Annotated in this window: 22 protein-coding genes, 1 tRNA gene and 1 pseudogene; 7 read left to right on the forward strand and 17 right to left on the reverse strand. The window is 66.3% G+C overall.

Annotation, left to right across the window (positions count from 1 at the left end):
• Nucleotides 1-25: 25 nt before the first annotated feature.
• Together ACFFJ6_RS00090 and ACFFJ6_RS00095 are read right to left on the reverse strand one after the other, a co-directional pair.
• Entirely contained in the window at nt 26-1,393 is a 1,368-nt protein-coding gene (locus ACFFJ6_RS00090) for an AmpG family muropeptide MFS transporter (protein ID WP_378383091.1), read from the reverse strand.
• 280 nt (nt 1,394-1,673) lie between these two features.
• Nucleotides 1,674-2,918: a DNA recombination protein RmuC gene (locus ACFFJ6_RS00095; RefSeq protein WP_378383093.1), complete on the reverse strand. Its 1,245-nt coding sequence runs from the start codon at nt 2,916-2,918 to the stop codon at nt 1,674-1,676.
• A gap of 149 nt (nt 2,919-3,067) precedes the next feature.
• Between ACFFJ6_RS00095 and def the strand changes: the two genes are divergently transcribed.
• From def to truA, 3 genes are all read left to right on the forward strand, one after another.
• Nucleotides 3,068-3,595 (forward strand): peptide deformylase, encoded by a 528-nt coding sequence (def, locus tag ACFFJ6_RS00100; RefSeq protein ID WP_378383095.1) that lies wholly within the window; start codon nt 3,068-3,070, stop codon nt 3,593-3,595.
• Nucleotides 3,596-3,674: 79 nt separating this feature from the next.
• Entirely contained in the window at nt 3,675-4,607 is a 933-nt protein-coding gene (gene fmt, locus ACFFJ6_RS00105; protein WP_378383097.1) for a methionyl-tRNA formyltransferase, read from the forward strand.
• A gap of 202 nt (nt 4,608-4,809) precedes the next feature.
• Entirely contained in the window at nt 4,810-5,547 is a 738-nt protein-coding gene (gene truA / locus ACFFJ6_RS00110) for a tRNA pseudouridine(38-40) synthase TruA (protein ID WP_378383099.1), read from the forward strand.
• Nucleotides 5,548-5,692: 145 nt separating this feature from the next.
• Here the strand turns inward: truA and dapE are convergent, their stop codons facing one another.
• Genes dapE through dapD form a run of 3 tightly spaced genes read right to left on the reverse strand, consistent with a single transcriptional unit; the run spans nt 5,693 to nt 8,197 of the window.
• Nucleotides 5,693-6,853 (reverse strand): succinyl-diaminopimelate desuccinylase, encoded by a 1,161-nt coding sequence (gene dapE / locus ACFFJ6_RS00115; RefSeq protein WP_378383101.1) that lies wholly within the window; start codon nt 6,851-6,853, stop codon nt 5,693-5,695.
• Nucleotides 6,850-7,326, reverse strand: coding sequence for a DUF805 domain-containing protein (locus ACFFJ6_RS00120; RefSeq protein ID WP_378383103.1), 477 nt, complete (start codon nt 7,324-7,326; stop codon nt 6,850-6,852). Before ACFFJ6_RS00120 ends, dapE begins: the two co-directional genes overlap by 4 nt.
• A gap of 25 nt (nt 7,327-7,351) precedes the next feature.
• Nucleotides 7,352-8,197, reverse strand: a complete 846-nt coding sequence (dapD, locus tag ACFFJ6_RS00125; RefSeq protein WP_378383105.1) for a 2,3,4,5-tetrahydropyridine-2,6-dicarboxylate N-succinyltransferase — start codon at nt 8,195-8,197, stop codon at nt 7,352-7,354.
• A 155-nt stretch (nt 8,198-8,352) separates the two neighbouring features.
• On the opposite strand from dapD, the pseudogene ACFFJ6_RS00130 reads away from it, so the two are divergent.
• Nucleotides 8,353-8,637 (forward strand): annotated as a pseudogene (locus ACFFJ6_RS00130) (GIY-YIG nuclease family protein); the annotation flags it as partial.
• Between the two features lie 87 nt (nt 8,638-8,724).
• On the opposite strand, the gene ACFFJ6_RS00135 reads toward ACFFJ6_RS00130, so the two are convergent.
• From ACFFJ6_RS00135 to rpmH, 8 genes are all read right to left on the reverse strand, one after another.
• The gene (locus ACFFJ6_RS00135) at nt 8,725-9,426 is read right to left on the reverse strand and encodes a pyrimidine 5'-nucleotidase (protein ID WP_378383107.1); all 702 of its coding nucleotides are present in this window, start codon (nt 9,424-9,426) and stop codon (nt 8,725-8,727) included.
• Entirely contained in the window at nt 9,423-10,577 is a 1,155-nt protein-coding gene (locus ACFFJ6_RS00140; protein ID WP_378383109.1) for a DUF1036 domain-containing protein, read from the reverse strand. The genes ACFFJ6_RS00135 and ACFFJ6_RS00140 overlap by 4 nt, the downstream gene beginning before the upstream one ends.
• Entirely contained in the window at nt 10,577-11,470 is an 894-nt protein-coding gene (argB, locus tag ACFFJ6_RS00145) for an acetylglutamate kinase (RefSeq protein WP_378383111.1), read from the reverse strand. Before argB ends, ACFFJ6_RS00140 begins: the two co-directional genes overlap by 1 nt.
• Before the next feature lie 120 nt (nt 11,471-11,590).
• The gene (locus ACFFJ6_RS00150; RefSeq protein WP_378383113.1) at nt 11,591-11,962 is read right to left on the reverse strand and encodes a DUF423 domain-containing protein; all 372 of its coding nucleotides are present in this window, start codon (nt 11,960-11,962) and stop codon (nt 11,591-11,593) included.
• Nucleotides 11,962-12,612 (reverse strand): ribosome biogenesis GTP-binding protein YihA/YsxC, encoded by a 651-nt coding sequence (gene yihA, locus ACFFJ6_RS00155; RefSeq protein WP_378383115.1) that lies wholly within the window; start codon nt 12,610-12,612, stop codon nt 11,962-11,964. The genes ACFFJ6_RS00150 and yihA overlap by 1 nt, the downstream gene beginning before the upstream one ends.
• 107 nt (nt 12,613-12,719) lie before the next feature.
• A complete protein-coding gene (gene yidC / locus ACFFJ6_RS00160) occupies nt 12,720-14,603 on the reverse strand; it encodes a membrane protein insertase YidC (RefSeq protein WP_378383117.1) in 1,884 nt (627 codons plus the stop codon).
• A 16-nt stretch (nt 14,604-14,619) separates the two neighbouring features.
• Nucleotides 14,620-14,961 carry a ribonuclease P protein component gene (gene rnpA / locus ACFFJ6_RS00165; protein ID WP_378383119.1) on the reverse strand — a complete coding sequence of 114 codons (342 nt, stop codon included), beginning with the start codon at nt 14,959-14,961 and terminating at the stop codon, nt 14,620-14,622.
• A gap of 23 nt (nt 14,962-14,984) precedes the next feature.
• Entirely contained in the window at nt 14,985-15,119 is a 135-nt protein-coding gene (gene rpmH / locus ACFFJ6_RS00170) for a 50S ribosomal protein L34 (protein ID WP_008542748.1), read from the reverse strand.
• A gap of 345 nt (nt 15,120-15,464) precedes the next feature.
• On the opposite strand from rpmH, the gene ACFFJ6_RS00175 reads away from it, so the two are divergent.
• The 3 genes from ACFFJ6_RS00175 to ACFFJ6_RS00185 all read left to right on the forward strand — a co-directional run bounded on the left by ACFFJ6_RS00175 (nt 15,465) and on the right by ACFFJ6_RS00185 (nt 18,221).
• Nucleotides 15,465-16,952, forward strand: a complete 1,488-nt coding sequence (locus ACFFJ6_RS00175) for an ATP-binding protein (RefSeq protein WP_378385672.1) — start codon at nt 15,465-15,467, stop codon at nt 16,950-16,952.
• Nucleotides 16,953-17,170: 218 nt separating this feature from the next.
• A tRNA-Arg gene (locus ACFFJ6_RS00180) sits at nt 17,171-17,247 on the forward strand.
• A gap of 143 nt (nt 17,248-17,390) precedes the next feature.
• Nucleotides 17,391-18,221 (forward strand): NAD(+)--dinitrogen-reductase ADP-D-ribosyltransferase, encoded by an 831-nt coding sequence (locus ACFFJ6_RS00185; protein ID WP_378383122.1) that lies wholly within the window; start codon nt 17,391-17,393, stop codon nt 18,219-18,221.
• Between the two features lie 109 nt (nt 18,222-18,330).
• Here the strand turns inward: ACFFJ6_RS00185 and ACFFJ6_RS00190 are convergent, their stop codons facing one another.
• The 4 genes from ACFFJ6_RS00190 to anfK all read right to left on the reverse strand — a co-directional run bounded on the left by ACFFJ6_RS00190 (nt 18,331) and on the right by anfK (nt 21,659).
• Nucleotides 18,331-18,861, reverse strand: coding sequence for a pyridoxamine 5'-phosphate oxidase family protein (locus ACFFJ6_RS00190; protein WP_378383124.1), 531 nt, complete (start codon nt 18,859-18,861; stop codon nt 18,331-18,333).
• A 51-nt stretch (nt 18,862-18,912) separates the two neighbouring features.
• Nucleotides 18,913-19,503: a gamma-glutamylcyclotransferase family protein gene (locus ACFFJ6_RS00195; protein WP_378383126.1), complete on the reverse strand. Its 591-nt coding sequence runs from the start codon at nt 19,501-19,503 to the stop codon at nt 18,913-18,915.
• Nucleotides 19,500-20,192: a Fe-only nitrogenase accessory protein AnfO gene (gene anfO / locus ACFFJ6_RS00200; protein WP_378383128.1), complete on the reverse strand. Its 693-nt coding sequence runs from the start codon at nt 20,190-20,192 to the stop codon at nt 19,500-19,502. Before anfO ends, ACFFJ6_RS00195 begins: the two co-directional genes overlap by 4 nt.
• Before the next feature lie 81 nt (nt 20,193-20,273).
• Entirely contained in the window at nt 20,274-21,659 is a 1,386-nt protein-coding gene (gene anfK / locus ACFFJ6_RS00205) for a Fe-only nitrogenase subunit beta (RefSeq protein ID WP_378383130.1), read from the reverse strand.
• Between the last annotated feature and the right edge of the window lies 1 nt (nt 21,660).

The following is a 21,660-nucleotide window of genomic DNA, read 5'->3' on the forward strand; positions in this document are numbered from 1 at the left end:
GCAATGACGGTTGTCACAGCTCGCTTCAGACTCTCACCGGTCCCAATGTCGCGAAATGGGCGCGGCGTTGCAGCCAGGCGAGGAGCACGAGGCTCGGGGCCGCCACCGCGACGCTGATCATGAAGAACAGCGGCCAACCGGTCGCCTGCGCCACGTAGCCAGCGCCGGCCGACAGATAGGTCCGGCCCACGGCCGACAACGCGGTCAGTAGCGCGTATTGCGTGGCGGTGTGCAGCGGGTTCTGGCACAGCGCGGACAAGTACGCGACGAAGATCACGGTGCCGATCGCGCCGGTGAAATTCTCCACCGAGATCGCCAGCGCCAGCGCCCATTGATTGACGCCGACGGTCGCGAGCCAAGCGAACGCCAGGTTCGACACCGCTTGCAGCACCGCGCCGATCCACAAACTTGTCACCAGCGAATAGCGCCGTGCCAGATAGCCGCCGGCGAATCCGCCGATCAGCGTCGCGGCGAGGCCGACGCCCTTCACGATCGCCGCGTAGTCGTTGCGCGAAAAGCCGAGGTCGATCACGAACGGCGCCGTCATCGTGCCCGAGAACGCGTCGGTGAACTTGAACAGCACCACGAAGGCCAGCGCCGCCAGCGCATCCTTGCGGACGAGAAATTCCGAGAACGCCCCGACCGCGGCGCGCATCACGCGAGTGAAAGCGCTGTCGGCGCTGGTCGCGGCCTCGGCGCGGACCGAGGCTTCCGGCTCGGTCGCCAGCAGCGCGGTGACGGTGCCGATCAGCACCATCGCCGCCATGGTGACGTAGCCCCACATCCAGGCGGTCGCGCGCGTCACGCCCGTGCCTTCATAGGCGCTGACCAGGAACAGCACGCCCGCGGTCGAGATCAGCATGCCGATGCGATACGCCGCCACATAGGACGCCATGCCGGCGGCCTGCTCGTTCTCCGGCAGGCTCTCGACCCGGAACGCATCGACCACGATGTCCTGCGTGGCCGAAGCGGCCGCAACGAGAAGCGCACCGAGCGCGACGAACACCGGCGCGCGCGCCGGATCGGTCAGCGCCAGCAACAGGATCGCGGCGATCAGCAAGAGTTGCGTGGCGACCAACCAGCCGCGGCGGCGGCCGAACAGCCGCGACAGCAGCGGCACATGCAGCGCATCGACCAGTGGCGCCCAGATGAATTTCAGCGTGTAGGGCGTGCCGACCAGCGCGAACAGCCCGATGGTGCCGAGATCGACGCCCGACTCGCGCATCCACACCAGCAGCGTCGAGCCCGACAGCGCCAGCGGCAGCCCCGACGAGAAGCCGAGAAACAGCACGATCAGCACGCGCGGCTGCAGATAAACGGCAAACGCCTCGCGCCAGTTCGGCTTTGGCGCGTCGGGCGTGGCGACAGCGTCGGTCGGGGGAACAGAGGTCATGCCGAGGTCGTAGCAGATTCGAGGGCGGCCGGGCATTCGGCTCCGGCCCCGGCGTCGGCGTCGTGATTGGCGTCGGCATCTGCGGCTCGCGGCGATGTTGCCAAAGCCGTCACCACACCATCAACCGTCATCGCCCGCGAAGGCGGGCGACCCAGTAACCCGTTCTTCTATTGGGGCGCGGAGCGGATCCCGAGTCGGCTCCGTCGCTGAGCAACCGACGCTCTGCGATACTGGATCACCCGCATTCGCGGGTGATGACGGTGGTTGTTGGGGAGGGGCCTCAAGTCGATGCCACCTCATCGATCTTGAAGGCACGGGAGCCGAACAGCTCGGTGCGCTCGGGCGCAAGCGGCGCCTCGTGGCTGGGTGCCGGGACGGGCGCTTCGGGTGGCGCCGCCGCCTCCGGCGCCGCAAAATCCAGCTCCTCGATCCGCGCGGCGCGGCGTTCGATCTTGTCGGCTGAGACCAGGATCTGCCGGACGTCGTCGTTGACCTGACCGAAATGCGTCTGCAGCTTGGTGACGCGCTCGCGCAGCCGGGCGAGATCGTCGCCGAGGCTGAGCACCTCGGTGCGGATCTGGTCGGCGGCGTCGCGCATCCGCGCGTCCTTGAGGATCTGCTGCATCACCTGGATCGCCAGCATCAGCAGCGACGGCGACACCAGCACGACGCGGGCCCGATAGGCTTTCTGGATGACGTCGTCGAAGCCGTCGTGGATTTCGGCGTAGACCGATTCCGACGGCACGAACATCAGCGCGGTGTCCTGGGTCTCGCCGGGGATCAGATACTTGCCGGCGATATCGTCGACATGCCGCATCACGTCGATGCGCAGCCGCTGCGCTGCGGCCTTCTTCTGCTCGTCGCTGCGGGCCTCGCGCAGCGCCGTCACCGCTTCGAGCGGGAATTTGGCGTCGATGCACAGCGGCCGCTGGTCGGGCAGCAGCACGACGCAGTCCGGCCGCTTGCCGGTCGACAGCGTGTACTGGAACGCGTAGCCGCCCTTCGGCAGCCCGTCCTGCACGATCGACTCCATCCGCGCCTGGCCGAAGGCGCCGCGCGCCTGCTTGTTGGCGAGCACGTCGCGCAGCGTCGTCACCTGGTCGGTGAGTTCGGTGAGATTGTCGTGGGCACGGTCGATGATGCCGAGCCGCTCGTGCAGCGCCTGCAGGCTTTCCATCGTGTGCCGCGTCGATTGCGCCATCGACTGGCCGAAGCGATGACTGACGGTGTCGAGCCGCTCGCTCACGGCGCGGGCCAGCTCGGCCTGACGCCCGGCCAACACCCGGCCCATCGCGTCGACCCGGCCGTTCGCCTCGCTCTGATAGCGGATCAGATCGGACAGCCGCTGCTCCAGATCGGCGGCGCGGCGGGCCTGGGCGAGCGTGGCGGCGTTGCCGCCCTGCAGCCCGCGCGCGATCACCGCGACGATCGCCAGCAGGACCAGCAGCGCCAGCGCTGCCATCGCGACCAGCGCTGCACCGACGCTGACCGACGCATCTCCCAGCACAAACAACACTTCGTTCATGGCCAGACCCTAGCAGATGCAAACGTCTCCGCGAACGAAGAGAGAACATTAAACTGAATAGAGTTTTAAGCGTCTGCCGCGCCGAAAGTGGCAGTCCCTCCGGTCCGCCCCGGATTGACCGGGCCGTGACTGCGCCTTAAATCGCCGCTATGGCCCTGCGCGAAATCATCATTCTGCCGGATAAGCGGCTCCGTGAAATCTCCAAGCCCGTCGCCGAGGTGACGCCGGAGATCCGCAAGCTCGCGGACGATATGTTCGAGAGCATGTACGACGCCCCCGGCATCGGGCTGGCGGCGATCCAGATCGCCGAGCCGGTGCGGCTGATCACGATGGATCTGGTCCGCAAGGAGGGCAACGGCGCCAGCGAGCCGCGCGCCTTCATCAATCCGGAGATCATCGGCTCGTCGGCGGAACTGAACGTCTACGAGGAAGGCTGCCTGTCGATTCCCGAATACTACGCCGAGGTCGAGCGCCCGAAGGTGGTGCGGATCCGCTACACCGATCTCGACGGCAACGTGAACGAAGAGGACGCCGACGGCCTGTTCGCGACCTGCATCCAGCACGAGATCGACCACCTCAACGGCGTGCTGTTCGTCGACCATTTGTCGAAGCTGAAAAAGGCGATGGTCGTCCGCAAGTTTGAGAAGGCCGCCAAGCGCGGTATCAAATACGTCTGAACGCCCGCGCAGGTGACCGGCCGGCGCGTCGCTGCGCTTGGCCCTCCGTCGGCGCAGACCTGTCCGGGACTCTCACGCCATGCCGCTTCGCCTCGTTTTTATGGGCACGCCCGACTTCGCGGTGCCGACGCTGATGGCGCTGGCCGCGCATGGGCACGACATGGCGGCGGTCTATACGCGCGAGCCGAAGCCGGCCGGGCGCGGGATGAAACTGCAGGAAAGTCCGGTGGCGCTCGCAGCGCACCGGCTGCAGGCGCCGGTGCTGACACCGAAGACGCTGAGGACCGACGAGGCGCTCGCCAATTTCCGCGCCCACGAGGCCGATGCCGCCGTTGTGGTCGCCTACGGGATGATCCTGCCGCAGCCGATCCTCGATGCGCCGCCGCTCGGTTGCTACAATCTGCACGGCTCGCTGCTGCCGCGCTGGCGCGGCGCCGCGCCGCTGAACCGCGCCATCATGGCGGGCGACGCCGAGTCGGGCGTGATGGTGATGAAGATGGACGCCGGGCTCGACACCGGCGACGTCGCGATGGCCGAGCGCATCGCCATCACCGATGCGATGACCGTCACCGACCTGCACGATGCGCTGGCGCAGCTCGGCGCCGACCTTATGGTGCGGGCGATGGCGGCGCTGGAGCGCGGCCGGTTGCAGCTCACCCAACAGCCCGAGGACGGCGTCACCTACGCGGTCAAGATCGACAAGGCCGAAGCCAAGATCAATTTCGCCCAACCGGCGCGCGCGGTGCTGCGCCATATCCACGGCCTGTCGCCGTTTCCGGGCGCGTGGTGCGAACTGCCGATCGAAGGCGAAGCGGTGCGGATCAAGGTGCTGCGCTGCGCGCTGGCGGACGGCACCGGCACGCCGGGCGAAGTTCTGGACGATCAGCTCACCATCGCCTGCGAAGGTGGCGCGATCCGCGTGCTGCAGTTGCAGCGCGCCGGCAAGCAGCCGATGAGCGCGAACGAATTTTTGCGCGGCACGCCCATCGCGAAGGGCGTGCGGGTAAGTTAGGACTGAGCGCGCGCCTCAGCGGATCCGAGGCGCTGCTCCATCCGCAGCCGTCACCACCCGCGAAAGCGGGTGGCCCAGTATCCCAGAGCGCTCGTGATTGATAACCAGCGCTCTGCAATACTGGGGCGCCCGATCGAGCCGGGCGATGACGTGGTGGTGTGGGGCTGCCCGCTCCGCACGTGACCGCTGAAACAAGAGAAGTATGCCCCGCTACAAACTCACCATCGAATATGACGGCGCGCCGTATTGCGGCTGGCAGTTGCAGCCGAATCTGCCGTCGGTGCAGGGCGCGCTGGAGGCGGCGGCGCTGGCGACCTGCGGCGAGGCGGTGCGGGTGCACGGCGCCGGCCGCACCGATGCGGGTGTGCACGCGCTCGGGCAGGTGGCGCATGTCGATATTCCGAAGCCGTTCCGCGCCGACAAGCTGCGCGACGCGCTGAACGCGCACCTGCGGCCGAACCCGATCGCGGTGCTGGCGGCCGAGATCGTGCCGGATACGTTCGAGGCGCGGTTCTCGGCGATCCGGCGGCACTATCGCTATCGCATCGCTAACCGCCGTTCCAATCTGGCGCTCGATCTCGGCAAGGTCTGGCGGGTACCGAAGCGGCTCGACACCGACGCGATGCACCGCGCCGCGCAGGTGCTGATCGGCAAGCACGACTTCACGACCTTTCGCGACACCGAGTGCCAGGCCGCCTCGCCGGAGAAGACGCTCGACGTGCTCGACGTCGTCCGCGACGGCGACGCCGTCGATATCGTCACCAATGCCCGCTCCTATCTGCACAGCCAGGTGCGCTCGATGGTCGGCTCGCTGGTGTGGGTCGGCGAAGGTCGCTGGACGGCGGACGATCTCGCGGCTGCGCTAGAGGCGCGGAAACGCTCAGCCTGCGGCCCGGTGGCTCCGCCGGAGGGGCTGTATCTGATGCGGGTGGATTACTAAGCCACGCGGAGCGAGGGCCTCTCGTTCGTCAGTCCGGGATGGGCCGCGCAACGGCACAGGCCCGGAATCCATAATCCCAATCGGTGAGGATGGATTCCGGCGTCGCGCTACGCGCGCCCCGGAATGACGAAAGTGAGGGTGCCGTTCAGGCGAAATATCGCTCCAGCACGCCGCGATAGATCGCGGTCAGCTGGTCGAGATCGCTCACCGGCGTGCGTTCGTCGATCTGGTGCATGGTCTGGCCGACCAGGCCGAATTCGACCACCGGGCAGTACTTGGCGATGAACCGTGCGTCCGAGGTGCCGCCGCCGGTGTTGAGGTCGGGCGTGCGGCCGGTGACCTCGGCAATGGACGCCGACACCACGTCGGTGAACGCGCCGGGCTTGGTGACGAACACGTCGGCGTTCGACGGCAGCCATTCGATCCGCGCGCGGATGCGATTGCCGCAGGCAGCGGCGAGCCGCTGTTCGACCAGCGACTTCAGCGAGTCTTGGGTGTGGTGATCGTTGAAGCGGATGTTGAACTTGGCGCGCGCCTGCGCCGGGATCACATTGGTGGCCGGATTGCCGACGTCCACCGAGGTGAATTCCAGGTTCGACGGCTGAAACTGCGCCGAGCCGGCGTCGAGCGGTTCGTCGTTCAGCGCGGTGATCAATCTGGCGATATCCGGCACCGGGTTCGACGCGCGGTGCGGATAGGCGACGTGGCCCTGCTGACCGTCGACGATCAGCACGCCGGACTGCGAGCCGCGGCGGCCGATCTTGATGGTGTCGCCGATCGCCTCGACATTGCTGGGCTCGCCGACGATGCAGTGATCGAAGGTCTCGCCGCGCTCGGCTGCCCATTGCAGCAGCTTGACGGTGCCGTTGACGGCGACGTCTTCCTCGTCGCCGGTGATCAGGAACGAGATCGAGCCTTTCGGCCTGCCGCCATTCGCCGCGAGATAATCCAGCGTCGCCGCGACCGCACAGGCGATGCCGCCCTTCATGTCGACCGCGCCGCGGCCGTACAGCAGACCTTCCGCGACATCGCCCGCAAATGCGCCGTGACTCCACGCGCTCGCTTCCCCGGGCGGCACCACATCGGTGTGGCCGGCGAAGCAGAGATGCGGCGCGGCATCGCCGATCCGCGCGTAGAGATTGTCGATGTCGGCCGTGCCCGGTTCGCTGAAGGTGACGCGATGCGTGGTGAAGCCCGCATCCTTCAGCAGCGTTTCCAGTACGCCGAGCGCGCCGGCGTCTGCCGGAGTCACCGACGGGCAGCGCAGCAGGTCCTGCGCGATCGAAAGAGCAGTCGGAGTGGTCATGCGTAGGTCGCGCCCTGCGGCTCCAGAGGATCGGGGCCGTATTGGTTCGGCCCGCGCGTGCCGCGCAGGCAGCCGAGTTCGACGAAGCCCCAGATCGCGATGCCGAGGCCGATCAGCGACAACGCCAGATTGGCGCCGCTGTCGGCCATCGCCGAATTCGAGCCGCCGGTCAGGCCCGGTCCGAACCAGAACAACAGGATCCACCAGCCGCTCTTGTCGCGATCGTGCAGCCGCTTCACGCCGGTCGCGAGAAACGCCCAGGTGCCCGCGATGCTGAGCGCGATCGCCACCGCCCAGATCAGCAGCGCGCCGCCGGCGAGCCGGAACAGATTGTCCGGGTCGAGGCCGCCGAGCCAGATCAGGGCGATGCCGCCGAATACGATCCAGGCGGCGACGTTGAGCAGGCCGACCAGCCAGTACTTGGCCCGGTTGATCCGACCGCGGAAGCTGAACAGCAGTGTGGTCCAGTCCATCGTCGCCCCCTGTGTGGCGGAGTGATTAGTCCCGCAGCAATTCGTTGATCGAGGTCTTGGAGCGGGTGCGCTCGTCGACGCGCTTGACGATCACCGCGCAGGCGGTGGCGGGGCCGGGATTGCCGTTCTTCAGCGGCCTGCCGGGCAGCGTGCCGGGCACCAGCACGGCGTATTCGGGCACTTCGCCGATGAAGGTCTCGCCGGTCTCGCGGTCGACGATCTTGGTCGAGGCGCCGAGGAACACGCCCATCGCCAGCACCGCGCCCTTGCGGACGATCACCCCCTCGGCGACTTCCGAGCGCGCGCCGATGAAGCAGTCGTCCTCGATGATCACCGGCCCGGCCTGCAGCGGCTCGAGCACGCCGCCGATGCCGACGCCGCCGGAGATGTGCACGCGCTTGCCGATCTGGGCGCAGGAGCCGACCGTCGACCAGGTGTCGACCATCGTAGCCTCGTCGACGTAGGCGCCGAGATTGACGAAGGACGGCATCAGCACGGCGTTCTTGGCGATGAAGGCGGAGCGGCGCACGATCGCGCCCGGCACCGCGCGGAAGCCGGCTTCGCGGAAGCGGTTCTCGCCCCAGCCCTCGAACTTCGACGGCACCTTGTCCCACCAATTGGCGCCGCCGGGGCCGCCCGCGATGGTGCTCATGTCGTTGAGCCGGAACGACAGCAGCACCGCCTTCTTCAGCCACTGATTGACCTTCCAGCCGCCGGATGCCTCGCGCTCGGCGACCCGCGCCTCGCCCTTGTCGAGCAGATCGAGCGCCTGCTCGACCGCATCCCGAACCTCACCCTTGGTCGAGGCGCCGATCGTCTCGCGCGCATCGAAGGCGGCATTGATGGTGGATTCCAGGGCAGTGAGCGACATCGGGAGCGTCCTTGGGAGCCAGATTCGGGAGGATTTTGCCGGGTGTTGTCCGGATTCGGCCCGTGAGAGTCAAGGCGCTCCCGCACGTCCCCTGGTCATCGCCCGGCTTGACCGGGCGACCCAGTATCCCAGAGCATGTGGGCCGGAGACGGCCGATGCAGAAGCAGTTCTATGTTTACATCCTGGCCAGCCGGATTGGCGGAACGTTATACGTCGGTGTCACCAACGATCTCGTGCGCCGTGTCGCCGAGCATAAGTCGAAAGAGGTGCCAGGCTTCACCAAACGCTACGAGGTCGAGCGCTTGGTGTATTTCGAAGTCTTCGAGGATGTCGAAGCCGCCATCCACCGCGAGAAGCGCCTCAAGAAATGGTCGCGCGAATGGAAGGTGAAGTTGATCGAAGAGCATAACCCGCATTGGAGCGATCTGTACCCGGGATTGCGGGAGTGCAGTAGCCGGCGCTCTGGGATACTGGGTCGCCCGCTTTCGCGGGCGATGACGGTCGATAGGGCGGATAGGCTTCCTGCCTCACCCCGCAGCTCTCAGCGCCGCCAGAAAGCCCGTCAGATCATCGGTGACATGATCGACATGTACCGCGTCGCGGCCTTCGAGTTCCCAGTCTTCGCGGATGACCTGCTGGCTGCCGTCGGGCACCACCAGCACGGTGGTCATCCCGAGCTGGTGCGGGACGACGAGGTTGCGGGCAAGGTCTTCGAACATTGCGGCCTTGGCCGGGTCGACGCCGTGCAGCGTCAGGAAGCGCTGATAGGTCTGCGCCGCTGGCTTCGGCTCGAGCTCGGCGGCGACGATGTCGAACACCGCTTCGAAATGATGGCCGATACCGAGTCGCTCCAGCACCTTGCCGGCGTCGGCGACGGAGCCATTGGTCAGGATCAGCTTGCGGCCGGGGAGACGCGCAATCGCTTCGCCCATCGCCGGGTTCGGCTCCAGCGGCGAATGATCGATCGCGTGGACGTAAGCGAGGTAGTCGTCGGCGCTGACGCCGTGCTCGGTCATCATCCCGCGCATCGTGGTGCCGTAGCGCTTGTAGTAATCCTTCTGGATCTTGAACGCTTCCTCCGGCGTCACCTTCAGCCAGTCGGCGACGAAGTCGCGGATGCGGACGTCGACCTGCTGCCACAGATTGACGTGGTGCGGATACAGCGTGTTGTCGAGGTCGAACACCCAGGTTTCGACGTGATCGAAGCCGCGTGGGCCGAGCTGTGTCATGGGGTGTTGAACCTTATGGTTTGTCCGCCGCGGCTGAGGTCGACCGGTGCGAAGCCGACGGCGTTCAGCCCGCGCGCCGAACAGTCGCCCTGCTCGCTGATTTCGAATTTGCTGTCGCGGGTGCACAGCAGCGTCGCGCCGCCCCAGTTGAGCGCCTTGCCCTTGATCAGCACCGGGCGGGCATTGTCGTCGACCGCTTCGGCGAAGCTGAACACGCGCTTCGGCTGCGCGGAGATATCGGGGCGCAGGCATTTGCCGGCTTCGATCCGGTACCAGCCGCGGCTGGTGATGGTCTTACCGTCGTCTTCGGCGACCGCCGCCATCACCCGGCTCTTGGTGTCGTTGCACCAGGTCAGCCCGGTCGCGGACGGCGACTCCACCGCCTTGATCAACGTGTCGAAGAAGTCCGGCGCGCTGGCGGCGTCCGTCTTGAGACCGCTCTTGCGCAGGAAGGTCGCGAGCGCGCCTTGCGTCTTCGGGCCGTCGACGCCGTCGATCGGCGTGATATCGTAGCCGGCGATGGCGAGCAGGCGCTGAATGCCGGCAAGCCGCGCCTGTTCGTCGTCGTACTCGCTGTCCTCGGCCAGATAGGCGACGAGGTCGCCGTCGTCATTCTGGCTCGGCTTGATCTCCGTGAAGGCCGCGAGGGTCTGGCCGCTGCGGCACTGTCGCGCGGCCGCAATGACGAAATTCTCGGTAGCGACGCAAAGCCGGTCCGTTCCGTTCTGCGGGATCGGCGACGCGCCGTACAGCGCCAGCGCGCGGGCGTGCAGCATCAGGCGGTCGGCGCTGAGTGCGCCCTGCAGCACGACGCGGCATTGCGCCGGATCGATCTTGAACCAGCCGCGCGTCGCGGTGCTCGTCTTGTCGTCGATCCCGATCGCAGCCTCGATCACGTAACTCATGCGGTTGCAGAGCTTGAGGTCGGCGTGGGCGGCGGTGGTACCAACCAAGAGGGCGAAGAGTGTTGCGACGAAAAGACGAGCGTGCCCCGGATGCTGCGCAGCGCGCCGCTCTTCGCGGCGTGGTGCGCAGCTGATCCGGGGCCCCGGCGTATGTGGCTGAGCCGAAGCGGGGTCCCGGGTCTGCGGTGCAGCACTCCGTGCTGCGCCGCGCCCGGGACACGAGCTGGTGGCCTTTATGCCCGCCATCACTTGTGGATCAGCGTGCCGGTGCCCTGGTTGGTGAAGAGTTCGAGCAGCACGGCGTGCGGGACCTTGCCGTCGAGGATGACGACGCCCTCTACGCCCTGTTCGAGCGCGTAGATGCAGGTCTCGACCTTGGGGATCATGCCGCCCGAGATGGTGCCGTCGGCGATCAGCTTGCGGGCGTCCTTGATCGACAGTTCGGGGATCAGCTTCTTGTTCTGGTCGAGCACGCCGGGCACGTCGGTCAGCAGCAGCAGGCGCTTGGCCTTCAGCGCGCCGGCGACAGCGCCCGCGAAGGTGTCGGCGTTGACGTTGAAGGTCTGGCCTTCGGAGGAGGTCGCGAGCGGCGCCAGCACCGGGATCAGTTCGTGGCCGATCAGCTGGTTGAGCAGCGTCAGGTCGACCTTCTCGGGTTCGCCGACGAAGCCGAGATCGATCACTTCCTCGATGCGCGAATCCGGATCGACCATGGTCCGGGTCGCCTTGGTGGCGGTGACCATGTTGCCGTCCTTGCCGCACAGGCCGACGGCCTTGCCGCCGGCTTCGTTGATGTAGCCGACCAGCTGCTTGTTGATCGAACCGGCCAGCACCATCTCGACGATCTCGATGGTGGCGCCGTCGGTGATGCGCAGGCCGGCGGCGAATTCGGACTTGATGCCGAGCCGCTTCAGCATGGTGGCGATCTGCGGGCCGCCGCCGTGCACCACCACCGGGTTCACCGCGGTCTGCTCGAGCAGCACGATGTCACGGGCGAATGCCTTGGCGGTGTCCTCGGCGCCCATGGCGTGGCCGCCGTATTTGATCACGATGGTTTCCTCGTCGTAGCGCTGCATGTGCGGCAGCGCCTCGGACAGGATCCGGGCCTGTTCGAGCGGGCTGATGACGGCGTCGGTCATTGAGCGGAACTCTCGGGATGATTCTGGACGGGCTGATTCTGGGACTGGGCGGCGCGACGAACCGCTAGCATTTCGGCGCGGCCGATCCTAGAGCGGACCTATGCGCGTCGCGCTCCCGGCTCAGCGGCGGGGCGCCAGGGCACCGGCGATTCCCAGCAACAGCCAGCTGCCGATCAGCAGCGTGCCGCCGGTCGGGGCGGCCATCGGGAACAGTCCATGACCGGCAAACTGGCGCAGCGTCAGGTCCCCGGCGAACAATGCGGTGCCCACAACCAGGCCGAAAATCGCCGCGAGGCCGGGAATGCGGTGGACCAGCCCGCGCTCGGCCAGCAGGGTCGCAGCCAGCACCGCGCTGGCGTGAAACAACAGCATCGACGAGGCGGGACCGAGTCGGCCGGCATCCGGCACATGCGCGGCGGCGGCCGCCAGGGCGACGCCAGCGGCGCCGAATACGCCGGCGATGACGATCAGCACGCGGGTCACAGCGGTCATCAGCGGCGCTCGTCGAGCAGGCGGATCATCGCGGCGCGCAGGTCCGGCATGCCGGCGCCGGTGCGCGACGAGGTCGCGAGGATCTCCGGGAATGCGGCCGGATGCTTGGCCAGTGCCGTCTGGGTTTCGGCGATGCGCTGGGCGAGCTCTGCTGCTTTGATCTGGTCAGCCTTGGTCAGCACGATCTGGTAGCTCACCGCGGATTTGTCGAGCGTCTTCAGGATGTCGAGGTCGACGTCCTTGAGGCCGTGGCGGCCGTCGATCAGCACATAGACCCGCGCCAGCGTGGCGCGGCCCTGCAGGAATTTGTGGATCAGCGTGGTCCACGACGCCACCTTGGCCTTGGAAGCGGCAGCATAGCCGTAGCCCGGCATGTCGACCAGCCGCAGCCCGGCGTTGGGCGGACCCTCGAAGAAGATCAGCTCCTGGGTGCGGCCTGGCGTATGCGAGGTGCGGGCCAGCGCGTTGCGGCCGGTCAGCGCGTTGATCAGGCTGGACTTGCCGACATTGGAGCGGCCCGCGAAGGCGACCTCCATGCTGCCCATCGGCGGCAGCGTCTCGATCGACGGCGACGCCCAGATGAAATGCCAGTCGCCGGCAAACATCTTGCGGCCGCGTTCGATCAGGTCGGGATCGATGGTGTCGGTCATGCGGCTTCGCTCTGATTCTGTCGGATGATGCTATGCCCAAAAACGTGGATGGCCGGGACGAGCCCGGCCATGACGTGGTGTTGCTGCGCTGTCGGACACGCGGCGACCTAAGCGGTCTTCTTTTTCTTGCTGAACGACGATTTGAGGTTGTCGAACAGCTCCACCTTCACGCCGTTGCGGCGCATGATGTAGGCCTGCTGCGCCACCGACAGGGTGTTGTTCCAGGCCCAGTAGATCACCAGACCGGCCGGGAAGTGCGCCAGCATGAAGGTGAAGATCACCGGCATCCAGGCGAAGATCATCTGCTGGGTCGGATCCGGCGGCTGCGGATTGAGCTTCATCTGGAACCACATGGTGAAGCCCATCACCAGCGGCCAGGCGCCGAGCACCAGATAGTGGCCGAGCACCGGGATCGAAGTCGGATCGAACGGGATCAGGCCGAACAGGTTGAACAGATTGGTCGGGTCGGCCGCCGAGAGGTCCTGGATCCAGCCGAAGAACGGCGCGTGCCGCATTTCGATGGTGACGAACAGAACCTTGTACAGCGAGAAGAACACCGGGATCTGCAGCAGGACGGGAAGACAGCCGGCGACCGGATTGATCTTCTCCTTGCGGTAGATCTCCATCATCTCCTGCTGCTGCTTCATCTTGTCGTCGGGATGACGCTCCTTCAGCGCAGCGAGCTGCGGCTGGATCGCCTTCATCTTCGCCATCGAGGCGTAGGATTTGTTGGCGAGCGGCAGGAAGATCAGCTTGACCAGCACCGTCACCAGCAAAATGGCGACGCCGAAATTCCCGACCAGATGGAAGAAGAAGTCGAGCGCCAGGAACATCGGCTTGGTGATGAAGTAGAACCAGCCCCAGTCGATCAGCAGGTCGAAGTGGTTGAGGCCGAGCTGCTGATTGTAGCCGCCGAGGCCTGCGAACGGGAAGTTGATGCCGACGACGCGAGCTTCCTTGGCCCCCGCGAACAGCCGCGCGGTGGCGGTCGCGGTGCCACCGATCGGAACGGTCTTGGCGTCTTCGAGATAATCGGTCTGGTAGGTGCGGGTCGCGCCGACCTGGTTCGACGAGAAGCGCGCCTGCAGCTGCGCGCTGGTGTCGGGCAGCAGCGCCGACGCCCAGTATTTGTCGGTGATGCCGAGCCAGCCGTTGGTGACGTTCTTGAAGTCCACCACCTTGGCTTCGTCGATCTTGGCGTAGGTCTTTTCCTGCAGGCCCTGGTCGCCGAGATAGCCGATCAGGCCTTCATGCAGGATGTAGTAGCCCTCGACATGCGGCGTGCCGTGGCGCGAGATCAGAGCGAACGGATACAGCGTCACCGCGGCGCCGCCGGTGTTGGTGACGTCGTCCTTCACGGTGAACAGGTAGCGGTCGTCCACCGCGATCTGCCGGCGGAACGTCAGGCCTTCGCCATTGTCCCACTTCAGCGTCACCGGGCTCGACGGCGTCAGCGCGCCGGAGCCTTCCTGCTCCCAGACCGTGTTCTGGTTCGGCAGCTTCAGGTTGGCGCCGGCGGAACCTACCCAGCCGAACTCGGCGTAATACGGATTCGCGCTGCCCGACGGCGAGAACAGGTGAATCGGGGGCGACTTCGGATCGACGGTTTCGCGGAACTGGTTCAGCGCCAGATCGTCGATGCGGGCGCCCTTCAGCGACAGCGAGCCTGACAGGCGCGGAGTTTCGACCTTGATCCGCGGAGCGGCCGCGATGGCGGCGTCGCGGCTGAGCGTCGGGGCATTGGCGGCCGGTGCCGTGGCGGCGCCCGGCGCGCTGGGCGCTCCCGGTGCGGCTGCCGGAGCTTCGGGCGCGCCGGGCGTGGTCGCGGCCGGCGGCGTCTGCGCCTGCTTGGCGGCCGCTTCCTGCTGCTGCTGCGCCTGCTGGGCGGCGCGCTGCTTTTCCATCTGCGGAATGTTGAAGAAGTACTGCCAGCCGAGCAACACGAGGCCCGACAGGATGACGGCGAGGATGGTGTTGCGATTGTCGCTCATCGGCTCAGGTCTCGCTTCAATCCGGTTTCGACGACCGCCGCGCAATGCGGTCGAGCGCGGAGCGGAGATCGCCGAGCATGACAGCAAAGTCGCGGCTTAGCGCCGCGCGGCGGCCGACCAGGACATAATCGCTGTTCGGCATCAGGGAGCTGTGGTCCGTGCGTCGGACCACTTCGCGCAATCGGCGTCGAATGCGGTTTCGCTCGGTCGCGGTGCCAATTTTCTTGGTCACCGTAAAGCCGACGCGTATCGGACCATCGTCGTCGCGGCGTCGGCTTTGGAGTACGAAGGCAGGCCCGCTGATCCGCGGCCCGTTGGCAACGGCGAGGAAGTCCGCCCGTTGCCGTAACCGGTCCACGATCTGATCTCGGGAGGACCCGCTCAGGCGCTCAGACGCTTGCGTCCGCGGGCGCGGCGCGCTGCCAGCACCTTGCGGCCACCGGCGGTGGCGAGACGGGCGCGAAAGCCGTGGCGGCGCTTGCGCACCAGTTTGCTGGGTTGATAAGTCCGCTTCACGGCAAGTTCTCCGCTGACCCGGTAAGTGCTTCAGAAGGTTGAGATAAGCCCGACAATGGGGCTCACGGATGAGCCGACCGCAGCCCATAATGAACCGCCCCGGGCGAGCCGGGCCATCGCGGACAGTTGGCGCGGCTTATACGGGAGCGACCTGTTCTCGTCAATTGCGCCGGATCGCGCTTTTGCCATATCCGGGCCGGGAGTTTTGCCGCGGGCGGCGGCTGAAACGCCGCGGCGCCCGGCGCGTAGATGGTCAAACGGTAATTTGACCTGACGCGAACGCGGGCGCATCTTGACTTATATCATATGTGCGCGATCGGCACGACGATGGAGGCGGCGGCGGCGGTGCAGCCAGCGGATCAGAAGCCTGAAACGCATGTTTGGCGACGTGGCCTGGAGCCGAAGATCGGCTTGTCGGGAAAATTGCTGCTGCTCACGATTCCGCTGATCCTGATCGCCGAAATCCTGATCTATGTGCCGTCGATCGCCAATTTCCGTCTGAACCGCCTCAACGATCGGCTGGCGGCCGCCAATACGGCCGCGCTGGTGCTGGACGCCTCGCCGTCGGGAATGGTGCCGGACACGCTGGCCCGCCAGGTGCTGGACAGCATCGACGCCCGCGCGGTGGCGATCAAGATGGGCCAGCAGCGCCGGCTGCTGGCGAGTTCCAACCTGCCAACCACGGTCGACCATGTGGTCGACATGCGCAACGTCACGCCTTGGGATGCGATCATCGACGCCTTCGTGGTGATGCTGGAGAGCGGCAACCAGACCATCCGGGTGATGGGACCGGCCGAGGGCAACGCCCAGTTCATCGAGGTGGTGATCGACGAGGCGCCGCTGCGGGTCGCGATGTATCGCTTCTCCAGCAATCTGCTGCTGGTATCGCTGACCATCACCAGCCTGACCACGGCGCTGATCTATCTGGCGCTGCATTTCCTGTTCGTGCGGCCGATGCGGCGGCTGACCGCCAATATGGTGAATTTCCGCCGCGATCCGGAAAGCCCGGCTTCGATCGTGATTCCCGGGCCGCGCGGCGACGAGATCGGTCTCGCCGAGCGCGAACTGTCCGACATGCAGCGCGATCTCGTGTCGATGCTGCATCAGAAAAGCCGGCTGGCCGCGCTCGGTCTCGCCGTGTCGAAGATCAATCACGATTTGCGCAACCTGTTGGCGTCGTCGCAGCTGCTGTCGGACCAGCTCTCCAGCGTGCCGGATCCGCGGGTGCAGCGCTTCGCGCCGAAGCTGGTGCGCTCGCTGGAGCGCGCGATCGCGTTCTGCCAGTCGACGCTGTCCTACGGCCGCGCCCAGGAGGCGGCGCCGGACCGCCGCCTGATCCTGATCGAGCCGGTGGTCAACGAGGTGCGCGAGACCGCGGGCCTCGCCACCGACGGCGGCGTCAGCAGCATCACCTGGGTCACGGCGATCGAGCGCGGGCTGACCATGGATGCCGATCCGGACCAGCTGTTCCGCGTCCTGCTCAATCTGGTGCGCAACGCCGCGCAGGCGCTGGAGAGCCAGCCGCGCAGCGACGCCGCGCTTCAGCAGATCCGAATCACCGGCCGCCGCGAGGGTTCGGTGACGATCCTCGAAGTCTCGGACACCGGCCCCGGCGTGCCGCAGAAGGCCCGCGACCATCTGTTCGAGGCGTTTCACGGCTCGGTGCGGGCAGGCGGCTCGGGCCTCGGCCTCGCCATCGCGGCCGAACTGGTCCGCGCCCATGGCGGCGAGATCAACCTGGTCGAGGGCACGCTGGGCGCGACGTTCCGGATTTCGATCCCGGATCGCCCGGTGGACCTGCACAGCCTCCGCAACGAACGCGCCCGGGCCTGATCGGCTGCCGCTGCTGCGCCCGTCCGCCCCGCTATTGATCGCCGCCCGCCGGCGAGCCGGCACCGGATGATCCACCGACATGAAAAATGGGTGACAAAAAGAGCCATCCCGGCGCTTGCCAAGCCGGAGCGGAGCCGCTAGCTATGGCGGCCTTCGCAGCGGACACCGCTGCGGATCGTCGGCGGCTCCGGGTTTACCCTGCGAGACCCGCGGCAAACGCGCCCGTAGCTCAGCTGGATAGAGCACCAGACTACGAATCTGGGGGTCAGAGGTTCGAATCCTTTCGGGCGCGCCATTTGCGATACTGTTTCGAACAGTCCAGCGACGACATCTTCACGCGCCAGCCTCAGCATAACGGACAGCAGCCTCGGCCGGCGCTTGCCGGGCGGGTTGCGGCGGCGTCAAATGGTGGCGTCGATTCCGGTTCGTTGACGCCGCATGCCAGACACTCTGCTGAATCAGCCAGTCCGTGAAGATCCCGATCGCTGGTACTGCAGCAACATGGTGGGCGTGCCGGTCGGGCTGATCGGCTCGACGGCGTTCAACCGGTGCCTGCGGCGGATGTCGATCCACGGCACGCGCGAGACCCATCCGGGGCTGTTTCGCCTGCTGGGACGTTGCGAGACGCAGGCTGCGGCCGCGGAAGTCTTCGCGCACTATATGCAGATCGAATTCGGGCTCGATCAGGATCGCGACGACGCCTCGCGTCGGCGCGCCACCAGCTATCTCGAGCTGCTGCGCGGATGGGGCGTCGACTCCAATTGCCCGAAGGCGGCCGTGCTCAAGGGCTGGGTCGAGAGCCGGTTCGGGCTGGTGCCGATCTTTCACAGGCAGCGGCTCGGTTTGTTTCCATCGCCGGGCTGGTCGGCTTACTTGCAGGACAAGACCGACAGTCGCTTCCACACCAACTGCATCTATCAGCAGTTCGATCTGCTGTACGAATACTGCCAATGGAGCATCCGGCATTTCAAGGCGCCGGGGCCGCGCTTCGTCCGGCTGTGGCGTGGTACCAACGCGATCGAGGAACAGCTCGTCGAAGGCGATGCGCGGCAGCTTCTGTGCACGGTGCGGCTCAACAATCTGGTGTCGTTCAGCGACTCCAGGGAGCGCGCCGACGAATTCGGTGACTGGGTGCTGGAAACCGAGGTGCCCACCGTCAAGCTGCTGTTCTTCCCCGGCCTGCTCAGCGGCCATGTGCTGGGCTATGAAGGCGAGTATCTGGTGATCGGCGGACGCTACAAGGTCCGCGCGCATCACGGGTGGTTCTGAAAAGCAGCTTTCTCCACGGTCATTCCGGGTTCGTGGCCTGGGCCGCGCTCCGGAATGACGTGCGTGAGTGCGCAGAGCGAGGGCAATGCGGGGCGGGCGCAGCGCCTTGCTACTCGGTCTCGCCCGGCTCTTCGGGGCGTGGATCGCCGAAGCCGTAGGCTTTGCCCTTGATGCTGTCGATGTCGATCCGGATCACCTTGGTGATGCCGAGCTTCTCGAGCGGATAGTCGAATGTGCGATCGGTGAAGCGGCTGACGATCAGATCGAGCGCCTTCACTTTTTCCGCCGGGTCATCGACGAAGGCGGCGCGGCCGAAGCCGATCACCGTGCGGTGCCGGGCCTCGAAGTCGCAGGCGGCGTCGGCGGTGACGACGCCGTGCTCGGTCGTCACTTCAAAGCAGACGCGGTTGTTCTGTTTCAGGATCTCGATCTTGGTGCCGGCGCTGGCGGAGTGGAAATACAACGCCGCGCCGTCGAAGCCGTAAAACACCGGCACCAGAAACGGCACGTTGTCCCGCGCCAGTGCCAGGTGCATCACCTTGTCGCCGGCAAGGATCGCGTCGATCTCGGTGCGGTCTGTGATCTCGCGGCTGCGCCGCCGCATCGGCCGGGTGAGGATCGCGCTGGCAGGGTCGGTCATTGGAATCTCCTGGAGGGGCGGACAGCACCGTGCCGTCCGCATGAGAGGTGATCAGCAGGCGCAGCTGAGCTTGGAGGCGAGTGCCTTGATGTCGGCGTGCGCCATCGGCACCGGATAGCTGGGCGGGACCGACTCGATCGCGCCGAGCATCTCGATGTGATCGCCGGGCAGGCCACGGGCGCGCGCGCCGGCGACGATAAAGTCGAGATAGTCCCGGCTCGGTGGTCGCGGCGGACCCATCTCGGTCTTGCGATGAAACAGCACGTCGAAGGTCGTGCCGTCGGCGGCAATCACTTCGGCCGGATAGTGGAAGTAGGAGCCGCCGCCGTCGAGCTTGACTCCCTGCCAGGCATCGAAGCGATCGAGCTCGGTCGGCGACAGCTGGTAGACGACGCCCCAGGTCTCCGCGCCGGGCTGATCGACCAGGGTTTCCTGTCCGCTGTCCCAGATCGCCGAATAGCCGTGGAAGCCGAGCGAAAAATCGGCGAGACGCGCGACCGCGACCGGCTTCGGCTGGCACAGCCGGACCATGATGTGCTCCGGGTTGAGCGTCGCCCCGTAGGCGAACAGCAGCGTGGTCGGACGGCGGGCCGGCTTGGCGCGCGGCGCGGTCGGGAGCGGCGTGGTGAGCGTGCGGGTCATGTCGCCTCAGCCTGTTGTTTCGGGGTGATGGTGGCGGCGACGCCGAGGCCTGGCAGCTCCATGATCTCGGCGTCCATGCCGAGCGCGCGCATCGCGCGGGAGAACCAGCGCGGGATGTGATCGCAGACGAGGTCGAGTTGCCGGAACGGCGTGCCGGTGAGGAACGGGATCAGGATGTCCCAGGAATTGAGCCCGGGATCGTCCTGCAGCAGCCGCACCAGATCGAGCCGGAAATGACCACTGTCGTCATCGCCGACCAGCACCGGCTTGATATTGTCGAGCGCGCTGCCGGCGCCGTCCTGGTGATGGCGTCGCCGAAGCGCGCGTCGCTCGGCGCGGGATGCCTTGGCGGATTGCTGCGCGCGTTCGTTCTCCTTGCGGGCGATGGTTTCGAGCTGGGCGAACAGCGGGCCGTGCGACTGCCAGGTCTGAATGCCCATTTCCTGCAGCAGCGAATTGACGACGCCGCGCACGCTCCTGGAGAGGAACAGACGGCAGTCTTCCAGCTCGGGGAGCATCGCGGCGAGCGAGGCGTGGATCTCCGCGAGACCATCCTCCGGCCGCACCGCGAAGCGGATGCTCTTGCGGACCTTCCAGACTTGGCCCTGCCGCTCGAACAGCAGGATCACGCCCTTGTCCGAGATCTTGGCGACCTCGCCCTCGGCGTCGACGTAAGCTGCGATCTTCATTCGTTGATCCCGCGGCGTCAGTAGGAGAGGAGTCCGGCGACGGACATGGCAAACCGCCGCCGGACCAGATCTTGAGCGTGGTCACCACACGTTCAGGATCCATTCGCGGTTCTTCTTGACCTCCATGTCGTTGAACAGCGTGTTGGCCATCTGTTCGGCGAGCCAGGTCGCGCCGGCGTAGCCGACGACGGGGTAGCGATACAGGCCGGCGCGGTCGTAGGTCGGGAAGCCGACCCGCAGCATCGGGATGTTGTAGTCGATCGCAACGAACCGCCCCTTGGAGTGGCCGAGGATCAGATCGAGTTCGAGGCCGTTCTTGATGCGGTCTTCGAGTTCGAACAGGTCGGCGTTGGTGATGATCTCCATCGGGTAGTCGACATTGTCCTTGAGCGCCGCGATCCGCGGGTCGCTCGCGTAGCCGGCGTTCTCGTCGCCGAGCAGCAGCAGCACCGGCTTCATTTCCAGGTCGAGGCAGTACTCGGCGAGGCCGAGGACGAGATCCGGATTGCCGTAGATCGCCACCTTCTTGTCGGCGAGGAACATGTGGGCGAGGTCGGTGATGGCGTCGAGCGCGATGCCGCGTTCCTTGACCAGCAATTCCGGGATCGGCTTGCCGGTCATCTCCTTGACGTTGCGCAGGAAGGTGTCGGTGTTGCGGATCCCGATCGGGGTCGGTCCGATCACCGCCGGCACGTCCCAGCGGGTCTGCAGCCAGGTGGCGGCGAGGCCACCTTCGTAGCGGTTGAGTGCGATGGTGCCCTGCGCATCCGCGGTCGCGGTCAGATCCGCGATCGTGGTCGAGCCGTGCGACACCGCGCTCTTGTCGGGCATCAGCGGACTATCGAAGCTCTCGATCTCGAACAGCACGTTGGCTTCGACCTGCATCTCGGCCAGCAGATGCTTGAGCTCCTTGACGTCGCCCGGATTGACCCAGCCGGTGATCAGATTGATCTTCAGGCTCGGCTTGTCCTTCTTGGAGAAGTGCTTGACGAAGTCGCGCACGGCGACGTCGTAGCCCGTCACCATGCTGCCGACGAAGCTCGGGCAGTGGATCGGGATCAAGTGGACCTCGCGGTCCGGATACTTCACGTCGAGCAGCTCTTCCTGCAGTTTGGTGACGACCCCGTCCACGTCGTCGCCGATCACTTCGGTGGAGCAGGTGGTGATGATCGGCACCACCTTGACGTGCGGATAGCGCATCAACAGCACGTCGACCGCTTCCTCGACGCGGTCGAGCGCGCCGAACACCGCGCCGTCCTCATGCACCGAGGAGGAGGCGATCTCGAAGCTCTCCTTGAGGTGCTGCGAGATCAGGAGGCGGACGAACATCACGCAGCCCTGGCCGCCGTGGACGATGCCGATGCAGTCCTTGATGCCGATCGAGGCGTATTGGGCGCCGGCCGGCTGGCAGGTGAAGATCGGATTGATGGTGCCGATCCGATCCTTCGGCTTGAATTGACAGTTCATG

It is taken from the genome of Rhodopseudomonas telluris, from assembly GCF_042432815.1.
GTDB lineage: Bacteria > Pseudomonadota > Alphaproteobacteria > Rhizobiales > Xanthobacteraceae > Rhodopseudomonas > Rhodopseudomonas telluris.

Excerpts from the sequence above, each read along its gene's own strand:
- ACFFJ6_RS00140 (WP_378383109.1), bottom strand. The coding sequence starts at position 10,577 with ATGGCGGGCATAAAGGCCACCAGCTCGTGTCCCGGGCGCGGCGCAGCA.
- truA (WP_378383099.1), top strand. The coding sequence starts at position 4,810 with ATGCCCCGCTACAAACTCACCATCGAATATGACGGCGCGCCGTATTGC.
- dapE (WP_378383101.1), bottom strand. The coding sequence starts at position 6,853 with ATGACCACTCCGACTGCTCTTTCGATCGCGCAGGACCTGCTGCGCTGC.
- dapD (WP_378383105.1), bottom strand. The coding sequence starts at position 8,197 with ATGTCGCTCACTGCCCTGGAATCCACCATCAATGCCGCCTTCGATGCG.
- yidC (WP_378383117.1), bottom strand. The coding sequence starts at position 14,603 with ATGAGCGACAATCGCAACACCATCCTCGCCGTCATCCTGTCGGGCCTC.
- yihA (WP_378383115.1), bottom strand. The coding sequence starts at position 12,612 with ATGACCGACACCATCGATCCCGACCTGATCGAACGCGGCCGCAAGATG.
- def (WP_378383095.1), top strand. The coding sequence starts at position 3,068 with ATGGCCCTGCGCGAAATCATCATTCTGCCGGATAAGCGGCTCCGTGAA.
- anfK (WP_378383130.1), bottom strand. The coding sequence starts at position 21,659 with ATGAACTGTCAATTCAAGCCGAAGGATCGGATCGGCACCATCAATCCG.
- anfO (WP_378383128.1), bottom strand. The coding sequence starts at position 20,192 with ATGAAGATCGCAGCTTACGTCGACGCCGAGGGCGAGGTCGCCAAGATC.
- ACFFJ6_RS00185 (WP_378383122.1), top strand. The coding sequence starts at position 17,391 with ATGCCAGACACTCTGCTGAATCAGCCAGTCCGTGAAGATCCCGATCGC.
- ACFFJ6_RS00095 (WP_378383093.1), bottom strand. The coding sequence starts at position 2,918 with ATGAACGAAGTGTTGTTTGTGCTGGGAGATGCGTCGGTCAGCGTCGGT.
- fmt (WP_378383097.1), top strand. The coding sequence starts at position 3,675 with ATGCCGCTTCGCCTCGTTTTTATGGGCACGCCCGACTTCGCGGTGCCG.
- ACFFJ6_RS00190 (WP_378383124.1), bottom strand. The coding sequence starts at position 18,861 with ATGACCGACCCTGCCAGCGCGATCCTCACCCGGCCGATGCGGCGGCGC.
- argB (WP_378383111.1), bottom strand. The coding sequence starts at position 11,470 with ATGACCGACGCCGTCATCAGCCCGCTCGAACAGGCCCGGATCCTGTCC.
- ACFFJ6_RS00120 (WP_378383103.1), bottom strand. The coding sequence starts at position 7,326 with ATGGACTGGACCACACTGCTGTTCAGCTTCCGCGGTCGGATCAACCGG.
- ACFFJ6_RS00135 (WP_378383107.1), bottom strand. The coding sequence starts at position 9,426 with ATGACACAGCTCGGCCCACGCGGCTTCGATCACGTCGAAACCTGGGTG.
- ACFFJ6_RS00195 (WP_378383126.1), bottom strand. The coding sequence starts at position 19,503 with ATGACCCGCACGCTCACCACGCCGCTCCCGACCGCGCCGCGCGCCAAG.
- ACFFJ6_RS00150 (WP_378383113.1), bottom strand. The coding sequence starts at position 11,962 with ATGACCGCTGTGACCCGCGTGCTGATCGTCATCGCCGGCGTATTCGGC.
- ACFFJ6_RS00090 (WP_378383091.1), bottom strand. The coding sequence starts at position 1,393 with ATGACCTCTGTTCCCCCGACCGACGCTGTCGCCACGCCCGACGCGCCA.